Genomic DNA, 24209 nt, shown 5'->3' with positions numbered 1-24209 from the left:
TCGCTGTGAGGTCGCGTCGCGATGGGGTCGTTGATCGGATCGGACGGGGGACCAAGCGACTGGCGCCGGTCGGTACTGCGGCGGAAACCCGTATCCCCCGCGACGCAGGGTGCCGATGCCGGAGCCCGGCCCCTCGAACGCTCCATCGGCCTGTTCCGCCTCGTCATGCTCGGGGTCGGCGCCACGGTCGGCACCGGCATCTTCGTGATCCTGAGCGCGGCGGTGCCCGAGGCAGGACCCGCCATCCTGGTCTCGTTCCTGCTGGCCGCCGTCACGGCGGGCCTCACGGCGCTCTGCTACGCGGAACTGGCTTCGGCGCTTCCGCTCTCGGGCTCGTCCTATTCCTATGCTTACGCCACCCTCGGGGAACTCGCGGCCTTCCTGGTCGGCGCCTGCCTCCTCCTCGAATACGCGGTCTCCGCCTCGGCCATCGCCGTCGGATGGGGCCAGTATCTCAACGAGGTCTTCGGTGCGCTCATCGGCTGGACCATGCCCGATTCCATCAGCCAGCCCCCCGGCCGGGGCGGCTACGTCAACCTGCCGGCCATCGTCCTCATCGGCCTGTGCACCCTGCTGCTCCTGCGCGGCACCGCCGAATCCACCGCGATCAACGCGGTCCTCGTGGTCCTGAAGCTCGCCGTGCTGGTGTTCTTCGCCGTGGTCGCCCTCACGGCGTTCGAGCCTGCGAACCTCACGCCCTTCGCTCCCCTCGGCTGGGCCGGGATCGGCACTGCTGCCTCGACGATCTTCTTCTCCTATATCGGCCTCGATACGATCTCGACGGCGAGCGAGGAGGTGCGCGACCCGGCGCGCACGCTGCCCCTGGGCATCCTCCTCTCCCTGGTCATCGTCACCGCGATCTACCTCCTCGTCGCCCTCGCGGGAATCGGAGCCCAACCCTGGACGCACTTTGCCGGGCAGGATGCCGGGCTGGCGGTGATCCTGCGCAACGTCACCGGAACGGCCTGGCCGGCCCTCGTCCTGTCGATCGGGGCGGTCATCTCCATCTTCTCCGTGACCCTGGTGACGATGTATGGCCAGACCCGTATCCTCTTCGCCATGAGCCGGGACGGGCTGCTGCCGACGCTGTTCCAGCGCGTGGACCGGCGCAGCCGGAGCCCGAACGCCAATACGCTGGTGGTGGGATTCTTCGTCGCCTCGCTGGCGGCGCTCGTTCCCCTCGACGTGCTCGCCAACCTCACCAGCATGGGCACCCTCGTGGCCTTCACGGCGGTTTCCCTCAGCGTGATCATCCTGCGCCGGCGGCGCCCCGACTTGCCGCGAGGATTTCGCGTGCCGTTCTACCCGCTCGTGCCCCTCGCGAGCCTCGCCTGCTGCCTGATGCTCATCGCGGCGCTGCCACGGGACACCTACCTGCTCTTCGCGCTCTGGATCGGTGTCGCGCTGGTGATCTACACCGCCTATTCGCAGCGTCATTCGCGATTGGCTCGGGCCTGAGAGCCGGTCTGATGAGGTTTCCCTGCTATCGTCTTGCCAGGATCGATCATCCAAGCCGACCACCTCATCCTGAGGTGACCTTTGCGCAAGCAAAGGGCTTTGAGGGAGCCTCCAGGGATCGCGCGTCGACTGGAGGCCTCCTTCGAGGCCGCTTCGCGGCACCTCAGGATGAGGTGGTGCGTTGGAAAAAAATACCTCACATCTGCTCTGAGACCAGACTGGGACGAGCGTGCCTCATGGGCTTTGCCTGCCTGCGATGACACGGCAGAGGACCGGTTCCGCCCTGCAAGACGGGCCAGCGGGACTTGCGCCGCCGCACCTCGGTTTCCAGCTGATACCGGCTGTTCCTCAAGCCGATCGAGTGCCGCGATGCCCCGCTTCTTCTTTCACACCCATATCGGCCGGGAGGTCATCACCGATCCCACCGGCACCGAATTGCGGGATGCCGACCATGCCTGGGAGGTCGCCCGCGACACGATCCAGGCGACGATGAGCGAAGCGGAGGCCCAGGCCCGCCTGATGGGGGCAATCCTCGTCGTCACCGACGAATCCGGCGAAACGGTCCTCGAATTCCCGTTCTCCGAGGTGGTCACCCTCGCGCCGGAAGAGCCGGGCCCCACCGTGCATTGAGCGCCGGCTTGATTGGATGCTCATGCCGGAGCCGATCATCCCAGCAGACCACCTCATCCTGAGGTGCCCGCGTCAGCGGGCCTCGAAGGAGCCCTCCAGCGGGCGCGCGATCCCTGGAAGCCTCCTTCGAGGCCGCTACGCGGCACCTCAGGATGAGGTGAAGCCCTGGAAAAACGACGGAAACAAGCAAGGAGACGCCCCCGCGCCTCACCGGGTCTTCGGGGCCTCGCTTTCCATCGTCACGGCGTGCCGGATCGCCGCCAGAAGGGCGCCTTCGAAGAGCAGGGCGGAGCCGTAATGGAACTCGAGGTCGAAGGGGCGGCGCGAATTCATGGAGAGCGAGGCGCTCTGCATTGCCACGAGACGGCCCGACAGGTCGAACAGGCCGGAGCCCGAGCCGCCGAACCCGTCATTGCAATTGTGCCGGGCGCGGCGGATGTCGTCCTCCGTCGGCGGATCGATCTGGTGGATCGCGCAGGTCTCGGTGCTGCTCGGCCCGCGATAATTCTCGTGCCCGCCGGGTGAGACCATCACCACGGGAACCTCCGCGACGCCCGTTGCCAGCGTCGGCGCTTCGGGGACCGGCTGCGGCGGCGCGCCGACCACCGCCTCGGTGAGGTCGAGCAAGGCCCAATCGTCGGTGATGTGCAGGGCCTTGGCGTCGGGCGCCGCGCCGAGGCGCAGGCTCGCCGGCACGAAGCCGTAATTCCGCCCGCCGATCTGGAAGAAGCAATCCTCCACCTCCCGCGTCACCTCCATGCGGCGGTTGCGGAAATTGTGTGCGTTCATCACCACGAGGCGTGACGACCCGACGAGCCAGGCCGCCGCCGCCTTCTGCGGGATACCGTCCGGCCGGCGATGGCAGAACAGGACGCCCGCGCCGGGATAGCGGGTGATGTCGGCCCCCGTCAGAACGCGGCGCCCGTCATGCGGATAGAGAGCGGCCATGCGCCCTTCCTCCGCCGAGGCCGCCCCCGACACCATGATTGCGAGCCCGGCCAGCGCCCATCTCCGCAGCGGGCGGGACCGGCCATCGTGCCTCCGGCGGATCGAGCTGTCGGCTGCGACATGGGTCATCTGCGATGTGAACCGATGCTGATGCTGCGCCATCGCCGCTCGATCCGGGGAGGAGGGCGGTTCGGAATGTCGTCGGCCTCGCGCACGGGGCAGGGCCCCGCGGGGACCGCCTATTCCGGCGGGTCCTTTTTCACGGACACGCACATCTTCACCGCCGATTCCAGCTTGATCTCGCCCGGATTGCCGATATTCGCGGTCTCTTCCAGGCAGCGGATGAAGTAATTCTTGTCGAGCTCGGCGTTCAGGCTGGAGAAGGCCTTGCCCATGCGGGTGGCGAAATCGATCTTCTCGTCCGTGGAGGCGCGGGGCCAGCGCGATACCTTGTCGTCCATGGTCAACCGTGCCGCATCGGCAATCGACGGCAGGACAATCAGGCAAATCACGAGCGCAGTTGTTCTTATGATCATCGGCATGTCTCGTTTTTGTTTCCTACCCACCATCAGTTTAGCGCTGGTCGGCAACGAGTAAAGCACAGGCTCACCGGCACAGGACGCTTTTCCTGCTGCGACACTGTGCATAAACCTTGCGCATCGCGACCGCGCATCGTCCGCCTCCCGTGCTTCTGCGCCACCGAACACCGGACCGCTCCGTGAGGCCGACGACGGCCAACCTGCAGCGCAAGTGCTTCGACCCACAGGGCAAGTGCTTCGACCGAAAGGGAAAGACCGGTCGTTCACCTATGTCGGTCTTCCGCAAGTCTTACCGAGGATCACCCTCCGGACCGGGATAAAAGCATGGAACAAGTTGCCAAATCATCCTGTAAAAAAAGGTTGAAGTGGCTAAAGACATCAGGCAAAGCAAATGATTATATAGCTAGCCGATGGATCAGTAATAAGTCTTTTATAAGAGCGGCCAGCGTCAGGTTATTCTTATAAATACGTTCATAATATCGATCGACTGACTGTTTGCTGAACCGGCGAAAGCAATGGCTGCGGCCGATCCCCTGGGGTCGAGCACGCGGCAGAAGGGCAGGAGACGCAGAATGAACAGGTTACTGAATTCAGTCTCGGTGCTGGCCGTCTTGGCCCTGGCACCGATCGGATTGTCAGGGATCGCCTCGGCCAACGACAAGCTCATCGATCTGTCGAACAGCGATGAAAACTGGGTGATGCCGGGCAAGAACTACGACTCGGACAATTACAGCAAGCTCAAGCAGATCAACACGACGAACGTGAAGGACCTCAAGGTCTCCTGGTCGTTCTCGACCGGCCTGCTCAACGGCCACGAGGGCGCGCCCGTCGTCGTCGACAACAAGATGTATATCCACACCTCCTTCCCGAACAACACCTTTGCTCTCGCCCTCGACGATCCGGGCAAGATCCTGTGGCAGGACAAGCCCAAGCAGAACCCGGCCGCCCGCGCCGTCGCCTGCTGCGATCTCGTCAATCGCGGTCTCGCCTACTGGCCCGGCGACGGAAAGACCCCGGCGCTGATCCTCAAGACCCTGCTCGACGGCAACGTCATGGCGCTCAACGCCGAGACCGGCGAGACGGTGTGGAAGGTCGAGAATTCCGACATCAAGGTCGGCTCCACGCTGACGATCGCCCCCTACGTGGTGAAGGACAAGGTCATCATCGGCTCCTCGGGCGCCGAGCTCGGCGTGCGCGGCTACCTCACCGCCTACGACGTGAAGACCGGTTCCCAGGTCTGGCGCGCCTACGCGACCGGCCCGGACAAGGACCTGCTGCTCGCCTCCGACTTCAACATCAAGAACCCCCATTACGGCCAGAAGAACCTCGGCACTTCCACCTGGGAGGGCGATGCCTGGAAGATCGGCGGCGGCACCAACTGGGGCTGGTATGCCTACGATCCCGGCACCAACCTGATCTACTTCGGCACCGGCAACCCGGCGCCGTGGAACGAGACCATGCGTCCCGGCGACAACAAGTGGACGATGACCATCTTCGGCCGCGACGCCGATACGGGTGAGGCCAAGTTCGGCTACCAGAAGACCCCGCACGACGAGTGGGATTACGCCGGCGTCAACGTGATGATGCTGTCGAACCAGAAGGACAAGGACGGCAAGGACCGCAAGCTCCTGACCCATCCGGACCGGAACGGCATCGTCTACACGCTCGACCGGACGGACGGCTCGCTCGTCTCGGCCAACAAGATCGACGACACCGTCAACGTGTTCAAGTCGGTGGACCTGAAGACCGGCCAGCCGGTGCGCGATCCCGAATACGGCACCCGCATGGACCACCTCGCCAAGGACATCTGTCCCTCGGCGATGGGCTACCACAACCAGGGCCACGATTCCTACGATCCCGAGCGCAAGCTCTTCTTCATGGGCATCAACCACATCTGCATGGATTGGGAGCCCTTCATGCTTCCCTACCGTGCCGGTCAGTTCTTCGTCGGCGCCACTCTGAACATGTATCCCGGCCCGAAGGGCGATCGCCAGAACTACGAAGGTCTGGGCCAGATCAAGGGCTACAACGCCATCACCGGCGAGTTCAAATGGGAGAAGATGGAGCGCTTCGCCGTGTGGGGCGGAACGACGGCGACCGCCGGCGGTCTCGTGTTCTACGGAACGCTGGACGGCTACATCAAGGCGCGCAACTCGGACAACGGAGACCTTCTCTGGAAGTTCAAGATGCCGTCGGGCGCCATCGGCTACCCGATCACCTACAGCCACAAGGGTGATCAGTACGTCGCCATCTACTACGGCGTCGGCGGCTGGCCGGGTGTCGGCCTCGTGTTCGACCTTCAGGACCCGACTGCCGGCCTCGGCGCGGTGGGCGCGTTCAAGAAGCTCGCCAACTACACCCAGATGGGCGGCGGCGTGATGGTGTTCTCGCTGAACGGCAAGGGTCCGTACGACGATCCGAGCGTCGGCGAGTACCAGACCGCAGCCAAGTAACGGCTGCATCGGGAAACGAGCGCGTCCCTCTCCCCCTTGTGGGGAGAGGTTAGGAGTGGGGGTGGTTGGGTGACCCGCAGGCTGCAGAGGCCAGCGGAGCCACCCCCACCTGCAACTCCTCCCCACAATCTCGACGGATCTCGGGCAAGCCCGAGATCCGCTGGGGAGGAGGGCCACGTCCAACTGCGCCGGCTCGATCCTAAAGAATCCGACCCATAAGAAACAACGGAAACGCTCTCATGTCCTTCGCCAAAGGATGCCTGTCCGTCGCGGCTCTCCTCGCCCTCGGCAGTGCCGCGTTCGCGCAGGCCGATACGAAATCCGCGCCCGACGACACCGTGCTCCGGGTCTGCGCGGCCAACCAGCCGCCGCTCTCGATGAAGGACGGCTCCGGGCTCGAGAACCGCATCGTCTCCGCCGTGGCCGAGGCCATGGGGCGCAAGGCGCAGTTCGTCTGGTCCGACAAGGCGGCGATCTATCTCGTGCGCGACAGCCTCGACAAGAAGCTCTGCGACGTGGTGGTCGGCCTCGACAGCGACGACCCGCGCGTGCTGACCACGAAGCCCTATTACCGCAGCGGCTACGTCTTCATCACCCGCGCCGACCGGGACCTCGACATCAAGTCCTGGTCCGATCCGCGCCTGAAGACGATCGACCACATGGTCGTCGGTTTCGGCACGCCCGGCGAGGCGATGCTGAAGGATATCGGCCGCTACGAGGAGGACATGGCCTACCTCTACTCGCTGGTGAACTTCCGCGCGGCCCGCAACACCTACACGCAGATCGATCCGGCGCGGATGGTCAGCGAAGTCGTCGCCAACAAGGCCGACGTCGCCGTGGCCTTCGCGCCGGACGTCGCCCGCTACGTCAAGGATTCGAGCCAGCCCCTGCGCATGAATCCGGTGCCGGACGATACGGTGCGCAGCGACGGCCAGAAGGTGCCGCAGAGCTTCGACCAGTCCATGGGCGTCCGTCGTGACGACCAGGCCCTGAAGGCGGCCCTCGACGCCGCGATCGCCAAGGCTCGCCCGCAGATCGAGGCGATCCTCCGCCAGGACGGCGTGCCCGTCACCCCCGTTTCCAACTGATCCTCCGAACCCTGTCCCGCGTCGCCGGTGCGCTGAGCACCGGTACGCCCACCTCGGCCGCAAGTCCGGGGATAAACAGAGCAAATTGATGCGTCACACGAACCGTGTCCTCGCCGCCCTTCTCGGGCTCGGCCTCGCCTCCGCCGGTCTGGCGGCCCTGGCCCAGCCCTCCGCGGGCCCCTCGACGGGGATCACCTTCCGCAACACCGTGACCGGCGAAGAATTGAACGTCTCGGAAGGCAAGGAAGGCGGGCGCGACACTCCCGCCGTCAAGGAGTTCTTCCAGACCGGCAAGAACCTCTACATCGACGACAAGTCCTGCCTGCGTAACGGCGAGTCGCTGTTCGCGACCTCGTGCTCCGGCTGTCACGGGCACCTCGCCGAAGGCAAGCTCGGTCCCGGCCTCAACGACAATTACTGGACCTATCCGTCCAACACCGAGGATACCGGCCTGTTCGCCACCATCTTCGGCGGCGCCAACGGCATGATGGGTCCGCACAACGAGAACCTCACGCCGGACGAGATGCTGCAGACGATCGCCTGGATCCGGCACCTCTATACCGGCCCGGTCAAGGACGCCGTCTGGCTCAACGACGAGCAGAAGAAGAAATACACGCCCTACAAGCAGGGCGAGACCTTCCCCAAGGACGCTCCGGGCCAGTGCCCACCGCTGGAGTAGCAGTCTTGGGAAGTCACGTCGCGCGAGGATGCCTCGCGCGGTGAGCGAGAAGCGGCGAACGCCGTAACAATCAAACCAGAGGAAACGACCATGCGGACACTCATCACGGCTCTCGCAATCGGTGCGGGCGCGCTGCTCGCCGTTCCCGCGCTCGCCTATGACGGCACCAAGTGCAAGGCCCCCGGCGATTGCTGGCAGCCCAAGCCCGGCTTCCCCGAGAAGATCGCCGGCACGAAATACGACCCGAAGCACGATCCGAAAGAGCTGAACAAGCAGGCCGATTCGATCAAGCAGATGGAAGAGCGCAACAAGAAGCGCATCGAAGCCGCCAAGAAGACCGGCAAGTTCGAATACGACGTCACCAAGATTTCCTCCAACTGACGTCGTCGCCGCCCATCGCTTTGGGCGGCCATCACGGTGACCGCGATCCCCTCAGGCGCCTGGACCGCTCCGTCCGGGGATCGCGGCCGCTGTCCTCAAAGGCACCCCCCATGAACGACATCCGCTCCGGCGACGCGATGCTCACCGATTGGCGCGAGGCGGCCGGCCGTTTCGAACGCGCGGTCCGCGGCGCCGTGGTGGGCCAGGACCGGGCGATCCGGCTTCTCACCATCGCTCTCTTCGCCCGGGGCCACGTGCTGCTGGAAGGCGATGTCGGCGTCGGCAAGACCACCCTGCTGCGCGCCGTGGCGCGGGCGCTCGGCGGCGCCTACGAGCGCATCGAGGGCACGGTGGACATGATGCCGTCCGACCTCATCTATCACACCTACCTTGCCGATGACGGCCGCCCGCGCGTGGAGCCGGGGCCGGTGCTGCGGCAATCCGAAGACCTCTCGATCTTCTTCTTCAACGAGATCAACCGCGCGCGTCCGCAGGTCCATTCGCTCCTACTCCGCCTCATGGCCGAGCGCAGCCTGACCGCGTTCAACCGCGAATACCGTTTCCCCAATCTCCAGGTCTTCGCCGACCGCAACCGCGTCGAGCGTGAGGAAACCTTCGAGCTTCCGGCCGCCGCCCGCGACCGGTTCCTGATGGAGATCGGGCTCGAAGCCCCGCGCGATGCCGAGGCGCGCCGCGCCCTCGTCTTCGATCCGCGCTTCCACGATACCGACGCCCTCATCGCCGGCATCGACGGCGGCGTCCTCGATCACGCCGCCATGGCCGGGATCGGCGCGGCGATCCAGCACGGCATCCAGGCGAGCCCGGCCATCGAGGCCTACGTGGTCGGCCTGTGGGAGGCCCTGGTCCGCCCGCACGAGGCCGGCATCCGCCTGCCCGGCATCGACATGTCGGCGCTGATCCAGGGCGGGGCCTCGCCGCGCGGCGTCGCCTTCCTCGTCCGCGCCGCCCGCGTCCGCGCCTGGCTGGAGGGCCGCGACTGGCTCGTGCCCGAGGACATCCGGGCGATCTTCCCCGAGGTGATGGCCCACCGCGTCTTCCTCGAGCCGATCTACGAGATGCGCCGCAGCACCATCGTGCCGGAGCTCTGCCGCGCCGTGTTCGACACCGTGCCCGCCCCGTGACGGCGCCCGAGAGAACGCCCCAGGAGCCGACGCCGGACATCGTCTACCGCCCGCGCGGCCGCGTGCCCGGCACGATGGCGGGCGCCCATCGCGGCCGCGATGCCGGCGGTCTCGGCACCTTCCGCGACCAGGTGCCGTTCCTGCGCATGCCGGATGCCCGCCGCATCGACGTCCGCGCCACCCTGCGCGACCCGTTCGAAGGCACCTATGTCCGGCGGTTCGAGAGCCGCACGGCGCTCGAACTCTGGGCCCTGGTCGACCTCTCCGCTTCCATGCGCTTCTCTGGCGAGGCTGACAGGATGAGGCTCGTCTCGTCCTTCTGCGGCTGCCTCGCCGCTTCGGCCACGCGCATCGGCGACGCTTTCGGCCTGATCGGCTGCGATGCCACCCTGCGGGAGGACGTGTTCCTGCCCGCTAGCCGTCGCCGCAGCATTGCCGGCGACGTGGTCTCCCGGCTGACGGACGCCGCCTGTACCGGCGACCGCGCGGACGGGATGGGGCAAGCGGCCCGCCGCCTCGTCGGCCGTCCCAAGATCGTATTCCTGGTCTCCGACTTCCGCTGGCCGGAGGCACTCATCGCCGAGACCTTCGCGAGCCTGTCCCGCCACGACCTCGTGCCGGTCGTCCTGGCCGATTCCGCCGAGGAAGACGGCCTGCCCGAATGGGGCTTGATGGAACTCGACGATCTCGAAGGTGCCGGCCGCCGCGTGGTCTTCATGCGCCCGAGCCTGCGCCGCCGCTGGATCGCGCGCGAGGCGGAGCGGGCGGAAACCCTGCGCCGGATTGCCTCCACCTATGGCCGACCGCCTTTCCGCCTCGCGGGCCGCTTCGACCCGGACGCGATCAGCCGTCACCTCCTGTCGAGTTGAGGCATCCCATGCGCCGCCTCGCCCCGCTCCTGTTCTTGCTCTGCTCGTCGCTCGCCGCCCAGTCCCAGGTGCGGACCGTCGAGGTGCGCACGCCGCGCCCGTTCGGCTACTTCCTCGGCGATCTCGTCCGCGCCCAGGTCGATATCCTGGTCGAGCCGGGCTTCGCCCTGCAGGCCGCCTCGCTGCCCCAGCCCGGCGCGATCACCTATTGGCTCGACCTTCGCACCGTCGCGGTGACGCAGGCATCCGTGGGCGGCGGCAGCCGGGTGCGCCTCGATCTCACCTATCAGAACTTCTACGCCGCCCTCGATGCGCGCCCCCTGGAGATCCCCGGCTTCGTCGTCACCTTCGTGAACGAGACGGACACGGGCGCGACCACGGCCAAGGCCCAGGTTCCGCCGTGGTCGTTCAACATCTCGCCCCTGCGCGAGGTCCAGCCGCCGGCTCAGGAAGACCCGAGGAACTACCTGCGTCCGGACGGGCGGGTCGCGTCCCTCGACACGCAACCCCTCGTCGTCGGAAGCGCCGGCTTCATGGCCATGGCCCTTCTGGCTTTCGCCGGCCTTGCCTGGGACCGGACATGGTGGCCCTTCGCCAAGCGCGAAGGACGCGCCTTCGCGGCGTGCCTGCGCCGCCTGCGCGTCCTCGCCGGACGGAGGGAGGACGAGGCGGCCTACGAGACCGCGCTTCTCGCGCTTCACCGGGCGCTGGACGAGACCGACGGGCGCCGGGTCCTGGCCGACGACCTGCCGGCCTTCCTCACCCGCCATCCCGCCTATGCGCGGGAACGGGCCGGCCTCGCCGCCTTCCTCGACGCGTCGCGTCACAGCTTCTTCGGACCCGGTCCGGCCGCCGCCATGCAGCGTCTGCCCTTGGCCGACATCGTCGCCCTGACCCGGAAACTCACCGCCATCGAGCGGCAATCATGAACGAGCCGAAAACCCGTCCGATGGCGGTCGAAGCATGGGTCTGATGGCGGTGGTGTCATGCGCCTGATGGCGGATTTTCCCTGGGTGCTGTGGCTGCTGCCTTTGGCGCTGCTGCCGCTCGCCGCGTCGAGCCAGCGGGTCACCCCGCTGTCGAGCATCGCGGCCAGCCCCGTCGACGGCCTGTCGCGCCTCATCGGCTGGAGCCTGCGCGCGGCCGGAATCCTCGCCATCGGCGGCCTCGTCGTCGCCCTGTCCGGCCCCTATCGCCAGGGCGAGACCATCACCCGGACGGGCATCGGGGCCCAGGTCTCGATCCTTGTCGACCGCTCGGGAAGCATGAACGAGACCTTCGCCGGGATGCAGCCCTCCGGTGCCGAGGAATCGAAGGCGGCGGCCTCGCGCCGGCTGCTCGGCGAGTTCGTCGGCAGCCGCGCCCATGACCAGTTCGCCGTCTCGGCCTTCTCCACGGCCCCCATGCTGGTGGTGCCGATGACCGATCGGCACGAGGCGGTCCGCGCGGCCATCGCCGCCATCGACCGGCCGGGTCTCGACTACACCAACGTGGCGCGCGGCCTCGGCATGGCACTCTCACAGTTCGGCGCCAGTACCGCCAATGTCTCGCGCGCCCTGCTCATCGTCTCGGACGGCGCTGCGGTGATCGATCCCCGCGTCCAGGGGACCTTGCGCGCCGAATTCGCGCGACTTCGTCCGAACCTCTACTGGCTGTTCCTGCGGACGAAGGGCTCGCCTTCCATCTCCGACAGGCCAGCGGGCGAGGACACCCCTCAGGCCGCGCCCGAACGTCATCTCGATCTGTTCTTCAAAAGCCTCGGCATCCCCTACCGCGCCTTCGAGGCCGAGGGCGCCGAGGCGGTGGCCGATGCCATCGGCCAGATCGAGCGCCTGGAGCGCGACCCGATCCCCTATATCGAGCAGCGGCCACGGCGCGACCTCGCGGGATGGGCCTATGGAATCAGCCTGTTAGGCCTGATCCTGCTCGTCGCGGCCAAGCTCGCCGAGGCGGATCTCAGCTTGCGCCGGCCGGTGGTTTCCGCCTCCGCCGCGCCGGCTCCCCAGCCGCAGAGGCTCGCCGCATGAAGGCGTTTGTGAAACCAATATCGCCGCAGCGCGCCAACCCTCCTCCCTCTGCGGGGGAGGGTGGTCGCGGAGCGACCGGGGGAGGTGGCGACCTCTCCGGACAGCGCGCTCCCCTCTCCCGACCCTCGCTGACGCGAGGGCCACCCTCTCCCGCAGAGGGGAGGGGGGGAGCCGGTGCCGGACTGGGCAATGCCCTGCGCCGCGCCCGCCCGCACCTCCTCCTCGCCCTGCCGATCCTGCTGATTCTCGTGGCCCTCGGCTTCGGCGCGGCGGCCTGGCGGGCAGCGCGCGACAACGCCGCGGTCGCGGCTCTCGCCGCCGGCAAGGACGTCCCGGTCTCCCTCGACGCCCCGGCTTTGCTCCTGCTCGCGCGGGTGCAGCATCTCGCCCGTCGCGGCGTGACCGAGGAGATCGAGCCGCTGATCGAATCCCTCGACCGCCGGGGCGAGACCGACCTCTCCGCGCGCGCCCGTTTTGCGCTCGGCAATGCCCGTCTGCGCCAGGCCTTCGACCATCTGGAACGGAGCAACCTCGATCCGGCGGGACCGCTCATCACCTTGGCCCGTCAGGATTATCGGCGCGCGCTCCAGGGCCGGCCGGACCTGTGGGACGCCAAGTTCAACCTCGACGTGGCCTCGCGCCTGCTCCGCGACTTTCCCGAATTCGACCGCAAGACCGGCGACGAGTTGAAGGCCGAGCCGAAGAAGATCTGGACCGAGATCCCCGGCCAGCCGCGGGGCGAGCCATGAGAGCGCCCGGCCTCGTCCGGCGAAACCTGCGCGACCGGCGGTTCCAACTCCTGGCCGCCGCACTGGCTCTGGTGGCGCTCACCTTCGTGGCTCGCCCCCTTCCGCTGACCCGCAATGGCGTCGAGATTCTGGCGGTCCTCGACATCACCGGCAGCATGAACGTCCGCGATTACGTCGGGGCGGACGGCAAACCGCAGAGCCGCCTGGAGACGGCGAAGGCGGCCTTACGCGAACTCGTCACCTCGCTGCCCTGCGGGTCGCGGGTGGCACTGGGTCTGTTCACCGAGCGCCGGCCGTTCCTGCTGTTCACCCCCATCGAAGTCTGCGCCGATTTCGCCCCCTTGGACGGTGCGCTGGACGCCCTGGATTGGCGCATGGCCTGGGAAGGCGACAGCCGGATCTCGGCCGGGCTGTTCCGCTCGGTGGAAATGGCGGCCAGTCTCGGCACCGACCTCGTCTTCATCACCGATGGCCACGAAGCGCCGCCCCTGCCCAGCACCGGCGGACCCGCCTTCGACGGCAAGCCGGGCGCTGTGCGCGGCCTCATCGTCGGAGCAGGGGCCTACGCCCTGTCGCCGATCCCACGCTACAACGATCGCGGCCGCGAGACCGGATTCTATGGCTCGGGCGACGTCCAGCAGGAGAACCGGTTCGGCCCGCCCCCCGCCGATGCCGAGAGCCGCGAGGGCTACAACCCGCGCAACGCCCCCTTCGGCGCTGCGGCGGCCTCCGGCACCGAGCATCTCTCCTCGGTGCGGGAGCCCTACCTCAAGACCCTCGCTCAGGCGACGGGCCTGACCTACGCCCATCTCGACGGCCCTGCCGGGGTCGGCCCCGCGCTGGCCCGCGCGGCGACCCCGCGCCCGCTCCCGGGCAGCCTCGACCTGCGCCCCGTCTTCGGCGGGATCGCCCTCGCGCTGATCCTCGCCGTTTTCGCCGCCCCTCTGTTCGGGGCCGGCCGTTTTGTCCTGGTAAAAAAGGTCTGATCGATGCGTTTTGCCCTGCCGTCCGCGTTCCTCGCTCCCCTGGCAGCCACCGCCTTCCTCGCAACCACGGCTCTCGCGCACGGCCCGACGCCGCAGAAGGTGGACCAGTCCATCGCCATCGCGGCAAAGCCCGATGCCGTCTGGGCCGTGGTCGGCGACTTCGCCGGCATCTCGAACTGGCATCCGGACGTGGCGAAAAGCGTCGGCACCGGCGGCAACGCCTCGGGCGGCCGTCGCACGCTGACCCTGAAGAACGGTGGCACCCTCGATGAAGGCCTCGACGAGTGGGACGCGGCCAAGCGCAGCTATTCCTACCGACTCGGCGACGCCGACCTGAAGGCGCTGCCGGTCTCCTCCTACTCGGCGACGATCACCGTCTCGCCGGACGGCGAGGGCTCGAAGGTCGAGTGGCTCGGCCGCTTCTATCGCGGCGACACCGGCAACGAGCCGCCGGAGGAGCTCAGCGACGCCGCCGGCAAGGATGCGATGAACCTCTATTTCAGCAACGGGCTCAAGGGCCTGAAGGCGCGCCTGGAGGGCAAGACGGCGCGATGAATCCTTTGCGCCCGATGCTCCTTGCCGGTCTCGTCCTGACGCTCTCCAACCCTCGGGTGGAGGCCGGGCCCGTCTATGTGGCGAGCCAGGGAGCCGGGACGCTGAGCCGCATCGAGGCCGGGGCCACCACGGTCGCGGCCACCATCGCGGTAGGGCAGGGGATCGCGCAGGTGGCGGCCGGACCGAACGGCCGCCTCTACCTGAGTCAACCGGACCACGCGGGGATCGACGTGGTCGACGGGCGAACCCGTGTGGTCCTGCGGCGCCTGCCGTTTCCCGGACAGGCCTTCGGCATCGCCGCCTCGGCGGATGGCGAGAGCCTCTTCGTCGGCGACTGGGCCGGGGGACGGGTGGTCCGCCTCTCCGCATCGACGGGCGCCGTCGAGGGCGACTGCCCCGTGGGCAAGGACCCGGCCGGCCTCGTCCTCGACCGCAAGGGCCGGCTCTACGTGGCCGACCGCGAGAGCCGGCAGGTGAGTGTGATCGATACCGCGCGCATGGAGCGGGTGGCGACGGTGCCGGTCGGCGAGGGACCGTTCGCCCTCGGGCTGAGCCCCGGCGAAGACAGGCTCTACGTGGGCAATGTGCGCAGCGGCGACCTCAGCGTCGTCGACACGGGCAGCTTGACGGTGACGACCACCGTGAAGATCGGCGGGATGCCCTACGGCGTCGCGACCAGCGAGGATGGCAGCCTCGTCCTCGTCACCAACCAGCAGGCGGGCACCGTAGCGGTGCTCGACTCGGTCAGCCTTGGCCTCAAGGCGACGATCCCGGTCGGGCGCTACCCGGAAGGGATCGCCGTCGATGGGGCCTTCGCCTATGTGGCGAACTGGTTTTCGGATTCGGTCTCGGTCATCGACCTGAAATCGTTGAAGGAAACCGCCCGCATCCCCGTGGCAGAGGGACCCCGCAGCCTCGCCGTCGGCGCGAACCCGGAGGCGGTGCGATGAAACGGGTCACACGCGCGATCCTGTGCCTTCCCCTCGCCCTGGCGGCCTGCGACAAGGGTGACGAGGCCGGCGGCGAGGCCGCGAGCACCGAGGATCAGGCCCTCGTCGCAACGAAATCCGACGCCGACGTTCCAACCTGGCTTTCGCATACGGACCCGACCGAGCCGGCCCGGTGGCTCGCGAGCCGCGAGGTCGGCAGGCCCGCCGCGGAGGTGGGCTCGCAGACCGAGCATCTCCGCCACAGCCTCGCTCGCGCCAAGGAGGTCTTCATCGAGGATCCGCGCATGATGGCCAACCGCATCGTCCAGCTCGGCGAGATGCTGGCCGAGGCGGGAAAGCCCGAACCCTATGCCGATCTTCTCGACGGGCTGGAGGAGGTCGCCGCCGCCACCCACCGCAAGCAGCTCTTCGGCGAGATGTGCCAGCACTATTACAACACCCGCCAGCAGGGAGCCGACCGGGCGACGACGCTGGCGAGGCTGAAGGAGCGTTACTCGCTCCAGGGCGAGGGACGAGCCCCCCGTGAAGGGGAGAACCGGCAATGACGGCCGTCCTCGTCGTGGACGATCATCCCGTGGTCCTGCGCGGCTTCCGGCGCCTCATGGAGGATGCGGGCGTCGAGACGATCCATGAGGCCACCGACATCATGTCCGCCTACCGGATCTTCCACCGCCTGCGCCCGCAGATGGTAGTCGCCGACCTAAGTTTGCAGGGCGAGGGATTGTCCGGCCTCTCGCTGATCCGGCGCATCCATAATCTCGCGCGGGACACGCGGATCCTCGCCTTCAGCATGCACAACGACCCGATCATCGTCTCGCGCGCCCTGGAAAGCGGCGCCATCGGATACGTCTTCAAGGATGTTCGGACAGCGGAATTCCTCAAGGCCTTCGAAGCGGTACGCGCCGGGCGTAGCTATCTCGATCACGATCTCGCCGTGGAGATTGCAGTGCTGCAGGCCGGAGCCCGTCGCTCGCCCCTGGCTGATCTGAGCAGTCGCGAGCGCGAAATCCTCTCGCTCCTCAGCCGCGGCACCTCGTATCAAAGCATCGCCGACGCGCTATCTATCAAGTACCGAACGGTTCTCAACACCTGCTCCGCCATGCGTCAGAAGCTCGGTGTCAGCACGCTGGCAGACCTCATTCGTATCGCGGTAGATCAGGAAAATCGATTGCGCTGAACGATGGCCTGAGACCCATGCAGCGCGACGATCCTTCGCCCTTGGCGAAGGATCGGTCAGCGATATCCGAATTGCGAACCACTCCAATTCGAGAGCACTGTCCCCTCCGACGATACCGGGCAACCGCTTTTCACAGCCCGAGCGGAGCGTTCCCGGCAGATGCAGGCGGCGACCACCCTGACAGGCGATTGGACGATGGTCGTCACCGCGCTGTTGCTCGCCGTCTGCATGGGTCTGTGGGCAAGTGGCATCGTGGCCGAAGTGGTAACGGCGATGATGTTCTTCGCCGCAGCCATGCTTTTCAAGCTCGCTCCCGCAGCGACGGTCTTTTCTGGCTTCTCATCATCCGCTTTCTGGCTCGTTCTGAGCGGGATGGTAGTCGGTCTCGCGATTACCCGGACAGGCCTTGGCACTCGCTTGGCGCGAAGCCTCGCGGGCCGGCTGACCGGATCCTATACCGGCTTTGTAGCGGTCATCGTCACCCTGTCATTTGCCCTTGCCTTCGTAATGCCGTCCAATCTCGGGCGCATCGCCCTGTTGATCCCGGTGGTTCTGGCGCTTTGTGATGCATTCGGCCTGGAGCCTGGCCGCCCCGGGCGAAACGGCGCGGTCCTCGCCGTAGCCCTGGCGACACCATTGCTCTCAGCGGCGATCCTTCCCGCCAACGTCCCCAACTTGGTCATGGCTGGCACGGCGGAGACCCAATACGGCCTGCATGTCGGCTACCTGCCCTATCTGCTGCTCCACGCGCCGATCCTCGCCGGTGTGAAGGGGATCCTTCTGGTGGCTATCATCGTGCGCCTTTTTCCAGACCGGATGAGCCCAGCCACCATCGGTATCGGCGAGACAGGACCGGCTTTTTCCGCGCCGGAAGTGCGATTGACGATCATCCTGGCACTGACGCTGGGTTTCTGGGTGACGGACAGCCTTCACCATATCGCTCCGGCCTGGATCGGGCTGATCGCAGCAGTGATCTGCCTCCTGCCGCGCGTCGGCGTCCTTCCGGCGGAAGCCTTTGGCGCAGTGAACCTGAGAACCTGCTTCTACGTGGCCGCTCTCCTCGGGCTGGTCGCCGTGATCAATGAGACGGGTCTCGGCGCTCGGTTAGGCCATGTCCTACTTGCCGTAGCTCCGCTGGAACGCGGAGCATCGGCACAGAATTTCGGCGTGCTGACGATCGTTGCGGCGCTCTTTGCCATCGCCGTCACAGCCAACGGCGCTCCCGCCCTCTATACGGCCTTGGCCGGTGAGATGTCCCGCGCGAGCGGTCTGGACCTCGCGAGCGTGGTGATGATCCAGGTCGTCGGATACTCGACCCTGTTCCTTCCCTACCAGGCTCCGCCCATCGTGATGGCAATGGATCTCGGCCGGGTACCGCTCCGATCGGCGACCATTCTGACGCTCGTAGTCGGTCTGTCGTCACTGCTCATTGTAACGCCGCTCGACTACCTCTGGTGGCGTATTCTCGGCCAGATTCCATGAGGACGAGCCGAATGACGATCATGTGAGTGTGTCACACCGCAATGCACATCTAACCGGCTTGCGCATTGGCGCATGGCCCTTACCCCTTTAGAGACGGTCCAATCTGAGCAGCATACCTGCTGACATTGGCCCCAAAGCGCCGAGGACTTTCGCAGAATGGCCCCCACCGTCAGACCCACGGTCGCGCAGCCGCTCTCGCCCCATCTCCAGATCTACCGCTGGACCTGGACCATGGCGATGTCGGTGTTCCATCGCGTCACCGGTACCGCGCTCTACGGCGGAACCGCCCTGGTAGCGATCTGGCTCGTCGCACTTGCCTCCGGCTCAGCTGCGTACGGCTGGGTCGCTTGGTTCTTCGGCTCCATCATCGGGAAGCTGGTCCTCTTCGCCTACACCTGGATCCTGATGCACCACATGCTCGGTGGCCTGCGCCATTTCATCTGGGATTTTGGCTACGGCTTCGACCGTGAACGGCGATTGGGTCTGGCTCGCGCGACCCTCATCGGCTCCGTGATCCTGACCGTCCTCATCTGGGCGCTCGCCCTCGTCCTGCGCTGAGGAGCGACTCCATGGTAGACAACCGCCAGAACACGAACGTGACGATGCGTACCCCGCGCGCGCGGGTGAAGGGTCTCGGCGCCTCCGGCCACGGCGCAGGGCATTTTTGGCAGCAGCGACTGACCGCCGCCACCAACGCGCCTTTGATGCTCGGCTTTGTCGTCATCGTCGCAATGATGGCCAATCGGCCTTACCCCGAGGCGGTCGCGCTGATGTCGCACCCGCTCGTTGCACTCGTTCTCATCCTCGCCGTGATCTCGGTCACGCTCCACATGAGGATCGGCATGCAGGTCATCATCGAGGATTACGTCCACGACAAGGGACTGAAATTCCTGAGCCTGTTCGCCAACAATGCCTACGCGGTCGTCGTCGCCGTTGCCTGCCTCTACGCGATCCTGCGCGTGAGCCTCGGCAAGCTCGTCTGACCCGCCCACGAACCCGAAGGATCTGCGCATGGCCACCAACGGAACCAGCGGCAACGGCGCGCCCGCCTATTCCATCATCGACCACACCTTCGACGTGGTGATCGTCGGCGCCGGCGGGGCCGGTCTTCGCGCCACGGTGGGCTGCTCTCAGGCCGGTCTCCGCACGGCCTGCATCTCGAAGGTTTTCCCGACTCGCTCGCATACCGTGGCGGCGCAGGGAGGAATCTCTGCCTCCCTTGGAAATATGGGCGCAGACGATTGGCGCTGGCACATGTACGACACCGTGAAGGGGTCGGACTGGCTCGGCGATCAGGATGCCATCGAGTATCTGGTGCGTAATGCGCCCGCCGCCGTCTATGAACTGGAGCATTGGGGCGTCCCCTTCTCCCGCACCGAGGAAGGCAAAATCTATCAGCGCCCCTTCGGCGGCATGACCACCGATTACGGCAAAGGCACCGCACAGCGCACCTGCGCGGCGGCCGACCGCACCGGCCATGCTATGCTCCATACGCTTTATGGGCAGGCGGTGAAGAACCACACCAACTTCTTCATTGAGTACTTTGCCCTCGACCTCATCATGGACGAGGAGGGCCGTTGCCTCGGCGTCATCGCCATCGATCAGGCCTCGGGTGAAATCCACCGTTTCCGTGCCCAAATGACTATCCTGGCCACCGGCGGCTACGGACGCTCGTATTTCTCGGCAACCTCGGCCCATACCTGTACGGGTGACGGCAACGCGATGGTGCTACGCGCCGGCCTTCCGTTGCAGGACATGGAATTCGTGCAGTTCCATCCTACGGGCATCTATGGCGCTGGCTGCCTCATCACCGAGGGTGCCCGCGGCGAGGGTGGCTACCTGACCAATTCCGAGGGCGAGCGCTTCATGGAGCGCTATGCTCCAAGCGCGAAGGACCTCGCCTCGCGCGACGTGGTCTCACGCTCGATGACCATGGAGATCCGCGCCGGGCGCGGCGTCGGTAAGTCAAACGACCACATCTACCTTCATCTCGACCATCTCGACCCGGCGATTCTGCACCAGCGCCTGCCGGGCATCTCAGAATCCGCCAAAATCTTCGCAGGCGTCGACGTCACCAAGGAGCCGATCCCGGTCCTGCCGACCGTACATTACAACATGGGCGGCATCCCGACGAACTATCACGGCGAGGTACTGACCCTGAAGAACGGCAACCCCGACACGGTGGTGCCGGGCCTGATGGCGTTGGGTGAAGCTGCCTGCGTCTCCGTGCACGGCGCCAACCGTCTCGGCTCGAACTCCCTCATCGACTTGGTGGTGTTCGGCCGCGCAGCCGGCCTACGCTGCGCCGAGATCGTCGAGCCGGGCCGTCGCCAGATGGATCTGCCTAAGGATTCGGCCGACAAGGCGCTCGGTCGCCTCGACCGCTTCCGTTATGCTGATGGCGGCACGCCGACGGCGGAACTGCGCGCCGAGATGCAGAAGACCATGCAGAACAATTGCGCGGTCTTCCGCACCGGCGAGGTTCTGGAAGAAGGCAAGGCTCTGATCCATAAGGTCTGGCAAGGCGAAGCCGACATCAAGATCACCGATCGCTCGCTGATCTGGAACACCGACCTGCTCGAGACGCTCGAGTTCGATAATCTGATCGGCCAAGCCGTCGTCACCATGGAATCGGCTGCCAACCGCAAGGAAAGCCGCGGCGCTCATGCTCGCGAGGACTATCCCGATCGTGACGACAAGGAATGGATGAAGCACACGCTGTCGTGGCTAGACGACAAATCTCAGCAGGTGAACATCGATTACCGTCCGGTCCACACCTACACCATGTCTAACGAGATCCAATACATCGAGCCGAAGGCTCGGGTTTACTAGGAAAGCGGCTGCGGTCGCTCCCGACGATGGTACTCACGAGACGGATTTAGGCACGCCGAACCATGGCCCAATTCAACTTACCCAAGAACTCCCGGATTACCGAGGGCAAGACCTGGCCTCGGCCGACCGGGGGCAACAACCTTCAGGAATTCCGGATCTATCGCTGGAATCCGGATGACGGCGCCAACCCGCGTGTCGACGTCTATCAAGTCGATCGCGACGATTGCGGGCCGATGGTTCTCGACGCCCTCCTGTGGATCAAGGCCAAGGTCGATTCGACGTTGGTGTTCCGCCGCTCCTGCCGCGAGGGTATCTGCGGCTCCTGCGCTATGAATATCGAGGGTCAGAACGCGCTCGCCTGCACCATGGGCATCGACGAATGCCAGGAGCATGCGAAGGGTAAGAAGACCGGCGCAGTGCGGATCTACCCGCTCCCGCACATGCCGGTCCTCAAGGATCTGGTACCCGACCTGACCAACTTTTTTGCTCAGCATGCCTCGGTCGAGCCCTGGCTCCAAACCGAGACACCGGCCCCCGAAGGTGAGTGGAAGCAGACCCCGGAGGACCGTGCCCAACTCGATGGCCTCTACGAATGTATCCTGTGTGCTTGCTGCACCACGTCCTGCCCAAGTTACTGGTGGAACGGCGACCGCTTCCTGGGTCCCGCTGCCCTACTCCAGGCCTATCGCTGGCTCATCGACAGCCGTGACGAGAACACGGGCGAGCGCCTCGACGCTCTTCATGACCCGTTCCGGCTTTATCGCTGCCATACGATCATGAATTGTGCCAATGCCTGCCCGAAAAGCCTCAATCCCGCAAAGGCCATCGCTGAGATCAAAAAGATGATGGTGTCGCGCGAAATCTGATACCTGAGCCCACGACACCGAACCGCTACCAAAGCCGAGATGCCCAACATCTCGGCTTTGGTTATTCGTAGCCCTATTTCGTGATTTTTACCGAGACCGGATCGCTTGAAGGAAAGGTCTCCTCCAACGCTTCATCGAGTCGTTCGCTCATCTCATCCTGGTTATTACCGGGATTCGTCTTGTCACCGCCGCGCGCCGGGTCAACGCGAGGTTTCTCGTCGGCATCGGACGTGGCTTTTGGCTTCGGGTCGGACATCAGCGTCTCCTGGTGCTTGCCCGGTCATCACCGGGGTTGCGCATTCACCTCGACCAACGCGGATGGGACGACGCCCGATCCCTTTCATCGCTGGCGGTAGGGCGGCTCGTCTGTGCGACGGTGGCGTTTACCGGACATGAGTCGATCGTCGCTACCTTGGCCATACCGGCCGGAGCCTCATGGGATCCTCGAGCTGGCCGAGGGATCGGGCGCGCCATGCATATCGTGATCCTCGCCGAGTTCGCCGTAGCGAGTGGCGGTGCTGAGAAGGTGGCGGTCGAATCTGCGCACGGCCTCGCTAGGGCGGGGATCGACATTACATACATCCAAGCCATCGACGGCGCGGTGGATCCGTTACTCGATCATCCGAACATCCGGCACATTACCCTCGGCAATGCAGACATCTGGAGTCGCCCCCCTATGGAGGCGGCCTTGTCTGGCCTTTGGAATTGGCAATCCGCCGCACGCCTGCGCTCCATACTAGGCAGCCTCCCAAGGCCAGCAGACGTTATCCACCTGCATCAATGGACCCGGAGCCTTTCACCCAGCGTGTTCCCTGTCTTATTCGACAGCGGCGTCCCCGTGGCGGTGACGTTGCACGATTACTTTCTTTCCTGCCCCAACGGCGTCTATTACCGGTTTGACCAGGATCGCCCATGTGGACTGAGGCCACTCTCTAAGTCCTGTGTCGTAGCGCCTTGCGATCCGAGAAGCCGCTTTCACAAGGCCATCCGGGTAGGGCGAAGCGTCGTTCAAAGCCGTGCCTTGCGACGCCGCCATCTCGATCTAGTCCATGTCTGCGATGCCAGCCTCCGCCGAGCTGACGATCTCCTCGGCTCGTTCTCCGTGACGCATCATCGGGTCGACAATCCCGTCCGGGTGGAAAGGGGAGTACGGGCCAACCCAGCTGGGGCGGCGGCCATTGCTTATGTAGGCCGCCTGACGCGCGAGAAGGGCGCGGACCTCGTCGCCGAGGCAGCACGCGATGCCGGCATGCCGGCCCTCTTCATCGGAACTGGACCATTAGAGGCGGAACTGAGCGTGCAGCCGCATGTGGAAATGCTGGGATGGCGCTCTCCCGACGAGGTATGGACCATCCTTGCTCAACGTGCGCGTGCCGTGGCCGCGCCGTCCCGGTGGTACGAGACGGGACCTCTCACCGTCTACGAGGCTTTGGCGACAGGGCTTCCTGTCATCGCGTCAGACCGCTCCGGTGCCGCCGAAAAAGTCGTCAACGGCGTCACCGGTTATGTAGTCGCACCGGAGCGGACAACCCTCGCGGCGGCTTTCCAAAATCTCGACGCGATGACAGCGGAGACGCTCGGGCGTTCCGCTCACGCTAGATATTGGAACGCGCCGATGTCGATCGACGCCCATGCCGATGCACTTGTCCGCCTCTATCGAAGGATCACCCGAAACGTATCGCCTGCAACGCCCGATGTCTTAGAAACACCAAGTCATCGATAGCTGCAGAAAACCTGTGCGTCGGCTCCCACGTGAGACCCATCGAAAAGGATCATCCTCGAGCCCAACCTGCTCAACACAGCCGCCGATGAATCGTTACTGCGGACGTCATATTTCACAATTCCTAATTTGCTGACCTACATTGCATGCTCAGATCCTTCGGCATCCCGCTAATTTGAATCCAACACCGGGATGGCACTGCTACTGGTGGGCTTCCGCTAAACGCCCCATCTTGACTTCCATATTGCACCGCAACATATCGATAGTGCGGCGCGTCATCCCGTGTCGCCACCGCTCATTCAGAGAGGAACGACATGAACGCGCCAACCTACGAGATTCCTGCCGAGCTTCGCGACTTCGCGGAGAAGAGCGTCAGTCAGGCCCGGACTGCCGTGAGCAGTCTGCTCGGCACGGTGGTCAAATCCGCCGAACAGCTTCAGAGCTCGTCCAACACGGTGCATGAGACGATCCAGTCCGTGATCGCCAAGGGCCTTGACCAAGTCCAGGCGAATGCAAGCTCGACGTTCGACTTCGCTCAGAAGCTGGTGCGTACCCGCGACGTGAAGGAAGCGTTCGAGTTGCAGACCGCGTTCCTGCACAGTCAGATTGCCACGATTCAGACCCAGGCCAAGGATCTCGGCGCCCTGGCGCAGAAAGCGACCAAAGGCGCCTGAATTT

The 24209-nt window shown here is 65.7% G+C and carries 26 protein-coding genes; 23 read left to right on the top strand and 3 right to left on the bottom strand.

Annotated features, from left to right (window positions below):
- Positions 1-21: 21 nt before the first annotated feature.
- Positions 22-1458 (top strand): amino acid permease, encoded by a 1437-nt coding sequence (locus tag IPV08_RS02495; protein ID WP_207410602.1) that lies wholly within the window; start codon positions 22-24, stop codon positions 1456-1458.
- A 369-nt stretch (positions 1459-1827) separates the two neighbouring features.
- Positions 1828-2088, top strand: a complete 261-nt coding sequence (locus tag IPV08_RS02490) for a hypothetical protein (protein ID WP_207410601.1) — start codon at positions 1828-1830, stop codon at positions 2086-2088.
- 207 nt (positions 2089-2295) lie between these two features.
- Here IPV08_RS02490 and IPV08_RS02485 read toward each other — a convergent pair whose 3' ends face one another.
- Complete coding sequence (locus IPV08_RS02485; RefSeq protein ID WP_246747760.1) at positions 2296-3072, bottom strand: trypsin-like peptidase domain-containing protein; 777 nt, start codon at positions 3070-3072, stop codon at positions 2296-2298.
- 203 nt (positions 3073-3275) lie between these two features.
- A complete protein-coding gene (locus IPV08_RS02480; protein WP_246747743.1) occupies positions 3276-3578 on the bottom strand; it encodes a hypothetical protein in 303 nt (100 codons plus the stop codon).
- Positions 3579-4147: 569 nt separating this feature from the next.
- On the opposite strand from IPV08_RS02480, the gene IPV08_RS02475 reads away from it, so the two are divergent.
- The 19 genes from IPV08_RS02475 (at position 4148) to IPV08_RS02380 (ending at position 21811) form a co-directional block, all read left to right on the top strand.
- On the top strand, positions 4148-6028 hold the full coding sequence (locus tag IPV08_RS02475) for a methanol/ethanol family PQQ-dependent dehydrogenase (protein WP_207410598.1): 1881 nt from the start codon (positions 4148-4150) through the stop codon (positions 6026-6028).
- A 239-nt stretch (positions 6029-6267) separates the two neighbouring features.
- On the top strand, positions 6268-7116 hold the full coding sequence (gene moxJ / locus IPV08_RS02470) for a methanol oxidation system protein MoxJ (protein WP_207410596.1): 849 nt from the start codon (positions 6268-6270) through the stop codon (positions 7114-7116).
- An 88-nt stretch (positions 7117-7204) separates the two neighbouring features.
- Entirely contained in the window at positions 7205-7795 is a 591-nt protein-coding gene (moxG, locus tag IPV08_RS02465; protein ID WP_056430336.1) for a cytochrome c(L), periplasmic, read from the top strand.
- A gap of 90 nt (positions 7796-7885) precedes the next feature.
- On the top strand, positions 7886-8176 hold the full coding sequence (locus IPV08_RS02460) for a methanol dehydrogenase [cytochrome c] subunit (protein ID WP_207410594.1): 291 nt from the start codon (positions 7886-7888) through the stop codon (positions 8174-8176).
- 110 nt (positions 8177-8286) lie between these two features.
- Positions 8287-9318, top strand: coding sequence for a MoxR family ATPase (locus tag IPV08_RS02455; RefSeq protein ID WP_056162404.1), 1032 nt, complete (start codon positions 8287-8289; stop codon positions 9316-9318).
- 74 nt (positions 9319-9392) lie between these two features.
- Positions 9393-10187, top strand: coding sequence for a DUF58 domain-containing protein (locus tag IPV08_RS02450; protein ID WP_246747759.1), 795 nt, complete (start codon positions 9393-9395; stop codon positions 10185-10187).
- Between the two features lie 8 nt (positions 10188-10195).
- Entirely contained in the window at positions 10196-11116 is a 921-nt protein-coding gene (locus tag IPV08_RS02445) for a nonribosomal peptide synthetase MxaA (protein WP_207410590.1), read from the top strand.
- 57 nt (positions 11117-11173) lie between these two features.
- Positions 11174-12214, top strand: coding sequence for a vWA domain-containing protein (locus IPV08_RS02440; protein ID WP_207410588.1), 1041 nt, complete (start codon positions 11174-11176; stop codon positions 12212-12214).
- Positions 12211-12963, top strand: coding sequence for an MxaK protein (locus IPV08_RS02430; protein WP_348646061.1), 753 nt, complete (start codon positions 12211-12213; stop codon positions 12961-12963). The genes IPV08_RS02440 and IPV08_RS02430 overlap by 4 nt, the downstream gene beginning before the upstream one ends.
- Positions 12960-13949, top strand: coding sequence for a vWA domain-containing protein (locus tag IPV08_RS02425; RefSeq protein WP_207410586.1), 990 nt, complete (start codon positions 12960-12962; stop codon positions 13947-13949). The genes IPV08_RS02430 and IPV08_RS02425 overlap by 4 nt, the downstream gene beginning before the upstream one ends.
- 3 nt (positions 13950-13952) lie before the next feature.
- Complete coding sequence (locus IPV08_RS02420; protein ID WP_056430350.1) at positions 13953-14504, top strand: SRPBCC family protein; 552 nt, start codon at positions 13953-13955, stop codon at positions 14502-14504.
- The gene (locus tag IPV08_RS02415; protein ID WP_207410584.1) at positions 14501-15454 is read left to right on the top strand and encodes a cytochrome D1 domain-containing protein; all 954 of its coding nucleotides are present in this window, start codon (positions 14501-14503) and stop codon (positions 15452-15454) included. The genes IPV08_RS02420 and IPV08_RS02415 overlap by 4 nt, the downstream gene beginning before the upstream one ends.
- Positions 15451-15999 (top strand): hypothetical protein, encoded by a 549-nt coding sequence (locus IPV08_RS02410; protein WP_207410582.1) that lies wholly within the window; start codon positions 15451-15453, stop codon positions 15997-15999. Before IPV08_RS02415 ends, IPV08_RS02410 begins: the two co-directional genes overlap by 4 nt.
- Complete coding sequence (locus IPV08_RS02405; RefSeq protein ID WP_207410580.1) at positions 15996-16631, top strand: response regulator transcription factor; 636 nt, start codon at positions 15996-15998, stop codon at positions 16629-16631. Before IPV08_RS02410 ends, IPV08_RS02405 begins: the two co-directional genes overlap by 4 nt.
- Before the next feature lie 159 nt (positions 16632-16790).
- A complete protein-coding gene (locus IPV08_RS02400; protein WP_207410578.1) occupies positions 16791-18113 on the top strand; it encodes an SLC13 family permease in 1323 nt (440 codons plus the stop codon).
- A 156-nt stretch (positions 18114-18269) separates the two neighbouring features.
- On the top strand, positions 18270-18671 hold the full coding sequence (sdhC, locus tag IPV08_RS02395; protein ID WP_207410576.1) for a succinate dehydrogenase, cytochrome b556 subunit: 402 nt from the start codon (positions 18270-18272) through the stop codon (positions 18669-18671).
- An 11-nt stretch (positions 18672-18682) separates the two neighbouring features.
- Positions 18683-19096: a succinate dehydrogenase, hydrophobic membrane anchor protein gene (gene sdhD, locus IPV08_RS02390; protein WP_056430368.1), complete on the top strand. Its 414-nt coding sequence runs from the start codon at positions 18683-18685 to the stop codon at positions 19094-19096.
- Positions 19097-19124: 28 nt separating this feature from the next.
- Entirely contained in the window at positions 19125-20945 is a 1821-nt protein-coding gene (gene sdhA, locus IPV08_RS02385; protein WP_056430371.1) for a succinate dehydrogenase flavoprotein subunit, read from the top strand.
- Positions 20946-21007: 62 nt separating this feature from the next.
- Positions 21008-21811 carry a succinate dehydrogenase iron-sulfur subunit gene (locus tag IPV08_RS02380; RefSeq protein ID WP_056430374.1) on the top strand — a complete coding sequence of 268 codons (804 nt, stop codon included), beginning with the start codon at positions 21008-21010 and terminating at the stop codon, positions 21809-21811.
- A 73-nt stretch (positions 21812-21884) separates the two neighbouring features.
- Here the strand turns inward: IPV08_RS02380 and IPV08_RS02375 are convergent, their stop codons facing one another.
- A complete protein-coding gene (locus IPV08_RS02375; RefSeq protein WP_056430377.1) occupies positions 21885-22067 on the bottom strand; it encodes a hypothetical protein in 183 nt (60 codons plus the stop codon).
- A gap of 216 nt (positions 22068-22283) precedes the next feature.
- On the opposite strand from IPV08_RS02375, the gene IPV08_RS02370 reads away from it, so the two are divergent.
- A complete protein-coding gene (locus IPV08_RS02370) occupies positions 22284-23534 on the top strand; it encodes a glycosyltransferase (RefSeq protein WP_207410574.1) in 1251 nt (416 codons plus the stop codon).
- 311 nt (positions 23535-23845) lie between these two features.
- Positions 23846-24205, top strand: a complete 360-nt coding sequence (locus IPV08_RS02365) for a phasin (RefSeq protein ID WP_207410572.1) — start codon at positions 23846-23848, stop codon at positions 24203-24205.
- Positions 24206-24209: the final 4 nt, after the last annotated feature.

This window comes from Methylobacterium sp. SD274 (genome assembly GCF_017355285.1).
GTDB lineage: Bacteria > Pseudomonadota > Alphaproteobacteria > Rhizobiales > Beijerinckiaceae > Methylobacterium.
This window is presented reverse-complemented; position numbering and strand designations above follow the sequence as displayed.

Excerpts from the sequence above, each read along its gene's own strand:
- IPV08_RS02495 (WP_207410602.1), top strand. The coding sequence starts at position 22 with ATGGGGTCGTTGATCGGATCGGACGGGGGACCAAGCGACTGGCGCCGG.
- IPV08_RS02490 (WP_207410601.1), top strand. The coding sequence starts at position 1,828 with ATGCCCCGCTTCTTCTTTCACACCCATATCGGCCGGGAGGTCATCACC.
- IPV08_RS02485 (WP_246747760.1), bottom strand. The coding sequence starts at position 3,072 with ATGGTGTCGGGGGCGGCCTCGGCGGAGGAAGGGCGCATGGCCGCTCTC.
- IPV08_RS02480 (WP_246747743.1), bottom strand. The coding sequence starts at position 3,578 with ATGCCGATGATCATAAGAACAACTGCGCTCGTGATTTGCCTGATTGTC.
- IPV08_RS02475 (WP_207410598.1), top strand. The coding sequence starts at position 4,148 with ATGAACAGGTTACTGAATTCAGTCTCGGTGCTGGCCGTCTTGGCCCTG.
- moxJ (WP_207410596.1), top strand. The coding sequence starts at position 6,268 with ATGTCCTTCGCCAAAGGATGCCTGTCCGTCGCGGCTCTCCTCGCCCTC.
- moxG (WP_056430336.1), top strand. The coding sequence starts at position 7,205 with ATGCGTCACACGAACCGTGTCCTCGCCGCCCTTCTCGGGCTCGGCCTC.
- IPV08_RS02460 (WP_207410594.1), top strand. The coding sequence starts at position 7,886 with ATGCGGACACTCATCACGGCTCTCGCAATCGGTGCGGGCGCGCTGCTC.
- IPV08_RS02455 (WP_056162404.1), top strand. The coding sequence starts at position 8,287 with ATGAACGACATCCGCTCCGGCGACGCGATGCTCACCGATTGGCGCGAG.
- IPV08_RS02450 (WP_246747759.1), top strand. The coding sequence starts at position 9,393 with ATGGCGGGCGCCCATCGCGGCCGCGATGCCGGCGGTCTCGGCACCTTC.
- IPV08_RS02445 (WP_207410590.1), top strand. The coding sequence starts at position 10,196 with ATGCGCCGCCTCGCCCCGCTCCTGTTCTTGCTCTGCTCGTCGCTCGCC.
- IPV08_RS02440 (WP_207410588.1), top strand. The coding sequence starts at position 11,174 with ATGCGCCTGATGGCGGATTTTCCCTGGGTGCTGTGGCTGCTGCCTTTG.
- IPV08_RS02430 (WP_348646061.1), top strand. The coding sequence starts at position 12,211 with ATGAAGGCGTTTGTGAAACCAATATCGCCGCAGCGCGCCAACCCTCCT.
- IPV08_RS02425 (WP_207410586.1), top strand. The coding sequence starts at position 12,960 with ATGAGAGCGCCCGGCCTCGTCCGGCGAAACCTGCGCGACCGGCGGTTC.
- IPV08_RS02420 (WP_056430350.1), top strand. The coding sequence starts at position 13,953 with ATGCGTTTTGCCCTGCCGTCCGCGTTCCTCGCTCCCCTGGCAGCCACC.
- IPV08_RS02415 (WP_207410584.1), top strand. The coding sequence starts at position 14,501 with ATGAATCCTTTGCGCCCGATGCTCCTTGCCGGTCTCGTCCTGACGCTC.
- IPV08_RS02410 (WP_207410582.1), top strand. The coding sequence starts at position 15,451 with ATGAAACGGGTCACACGCGCGATCCTGTGCCTTCCCCTCGCCCTGGCG.
- IPV08_RS02405 (WP_207410580.1), top strand. The coding sequence starts at position 15,996 with ATGACGGCCGTCCTCGTCGTGGACGATCATCCCGTGGTCCTGCGCGGC.
- IPV08_RS02400 (WP_207410578.1), top strand. The coding sequence starts at position 16,791 with ATGCAGGCGGCGACCACCCTGACAGGCGATTGGACGATGGTCGTCACC.
- sdhC (WP_207410576.1), top strand. The coding sequence starts at position 18,270 with ATGGCCCCCACCGTCAGACCCACGGTCGCGCAGCCGCTCTCGCCCCAT.
- sdhD (WP_056430368.1), top strand. The coding sequence starts at position 18,683 with ATGGTAGACAACCGCCAGAACACGAACGTGACGATGCGTACCCCGCGC.
- sdhA (WP_056430371.1), top strand. The coding sequence starts at position 19,125 with ATGGCCACCAACGGAACCAGCGGCAACGGCGCGCCCGCCTATTCCATC.
- IPV08_RS02380 (WP_056430374.1), top strand. The coding sequence starts at position 21,008 with ATGGCCCAATTCAACTTACCCAAGAACTCCCGGATTACCGAGGGCAAG.
- IPV08_RS02375 (WP_056430377.1), bottom strand. The coding sequence starts at position 22,067 with ATGTCCGACCCGAAGCCAAAAGCCACGTCCGATGCCGACGAGAAACCT.
- IPV08_RS02370 (WP_207410574.1), top strand. The coding sequence starts at position 22,284 with ATGCATATCGTGATCCTCGCCGAGTTCGCCGTAGCGAGTGGCGGTGCT.
- IPV08_RS02365 (WP_207410572.1), top strand. The coding sequence starts at position 23,846 with ATGAACGCGCCAACCTACGAGATTCCTGCCGAGCTTCGCGACTTCGCG.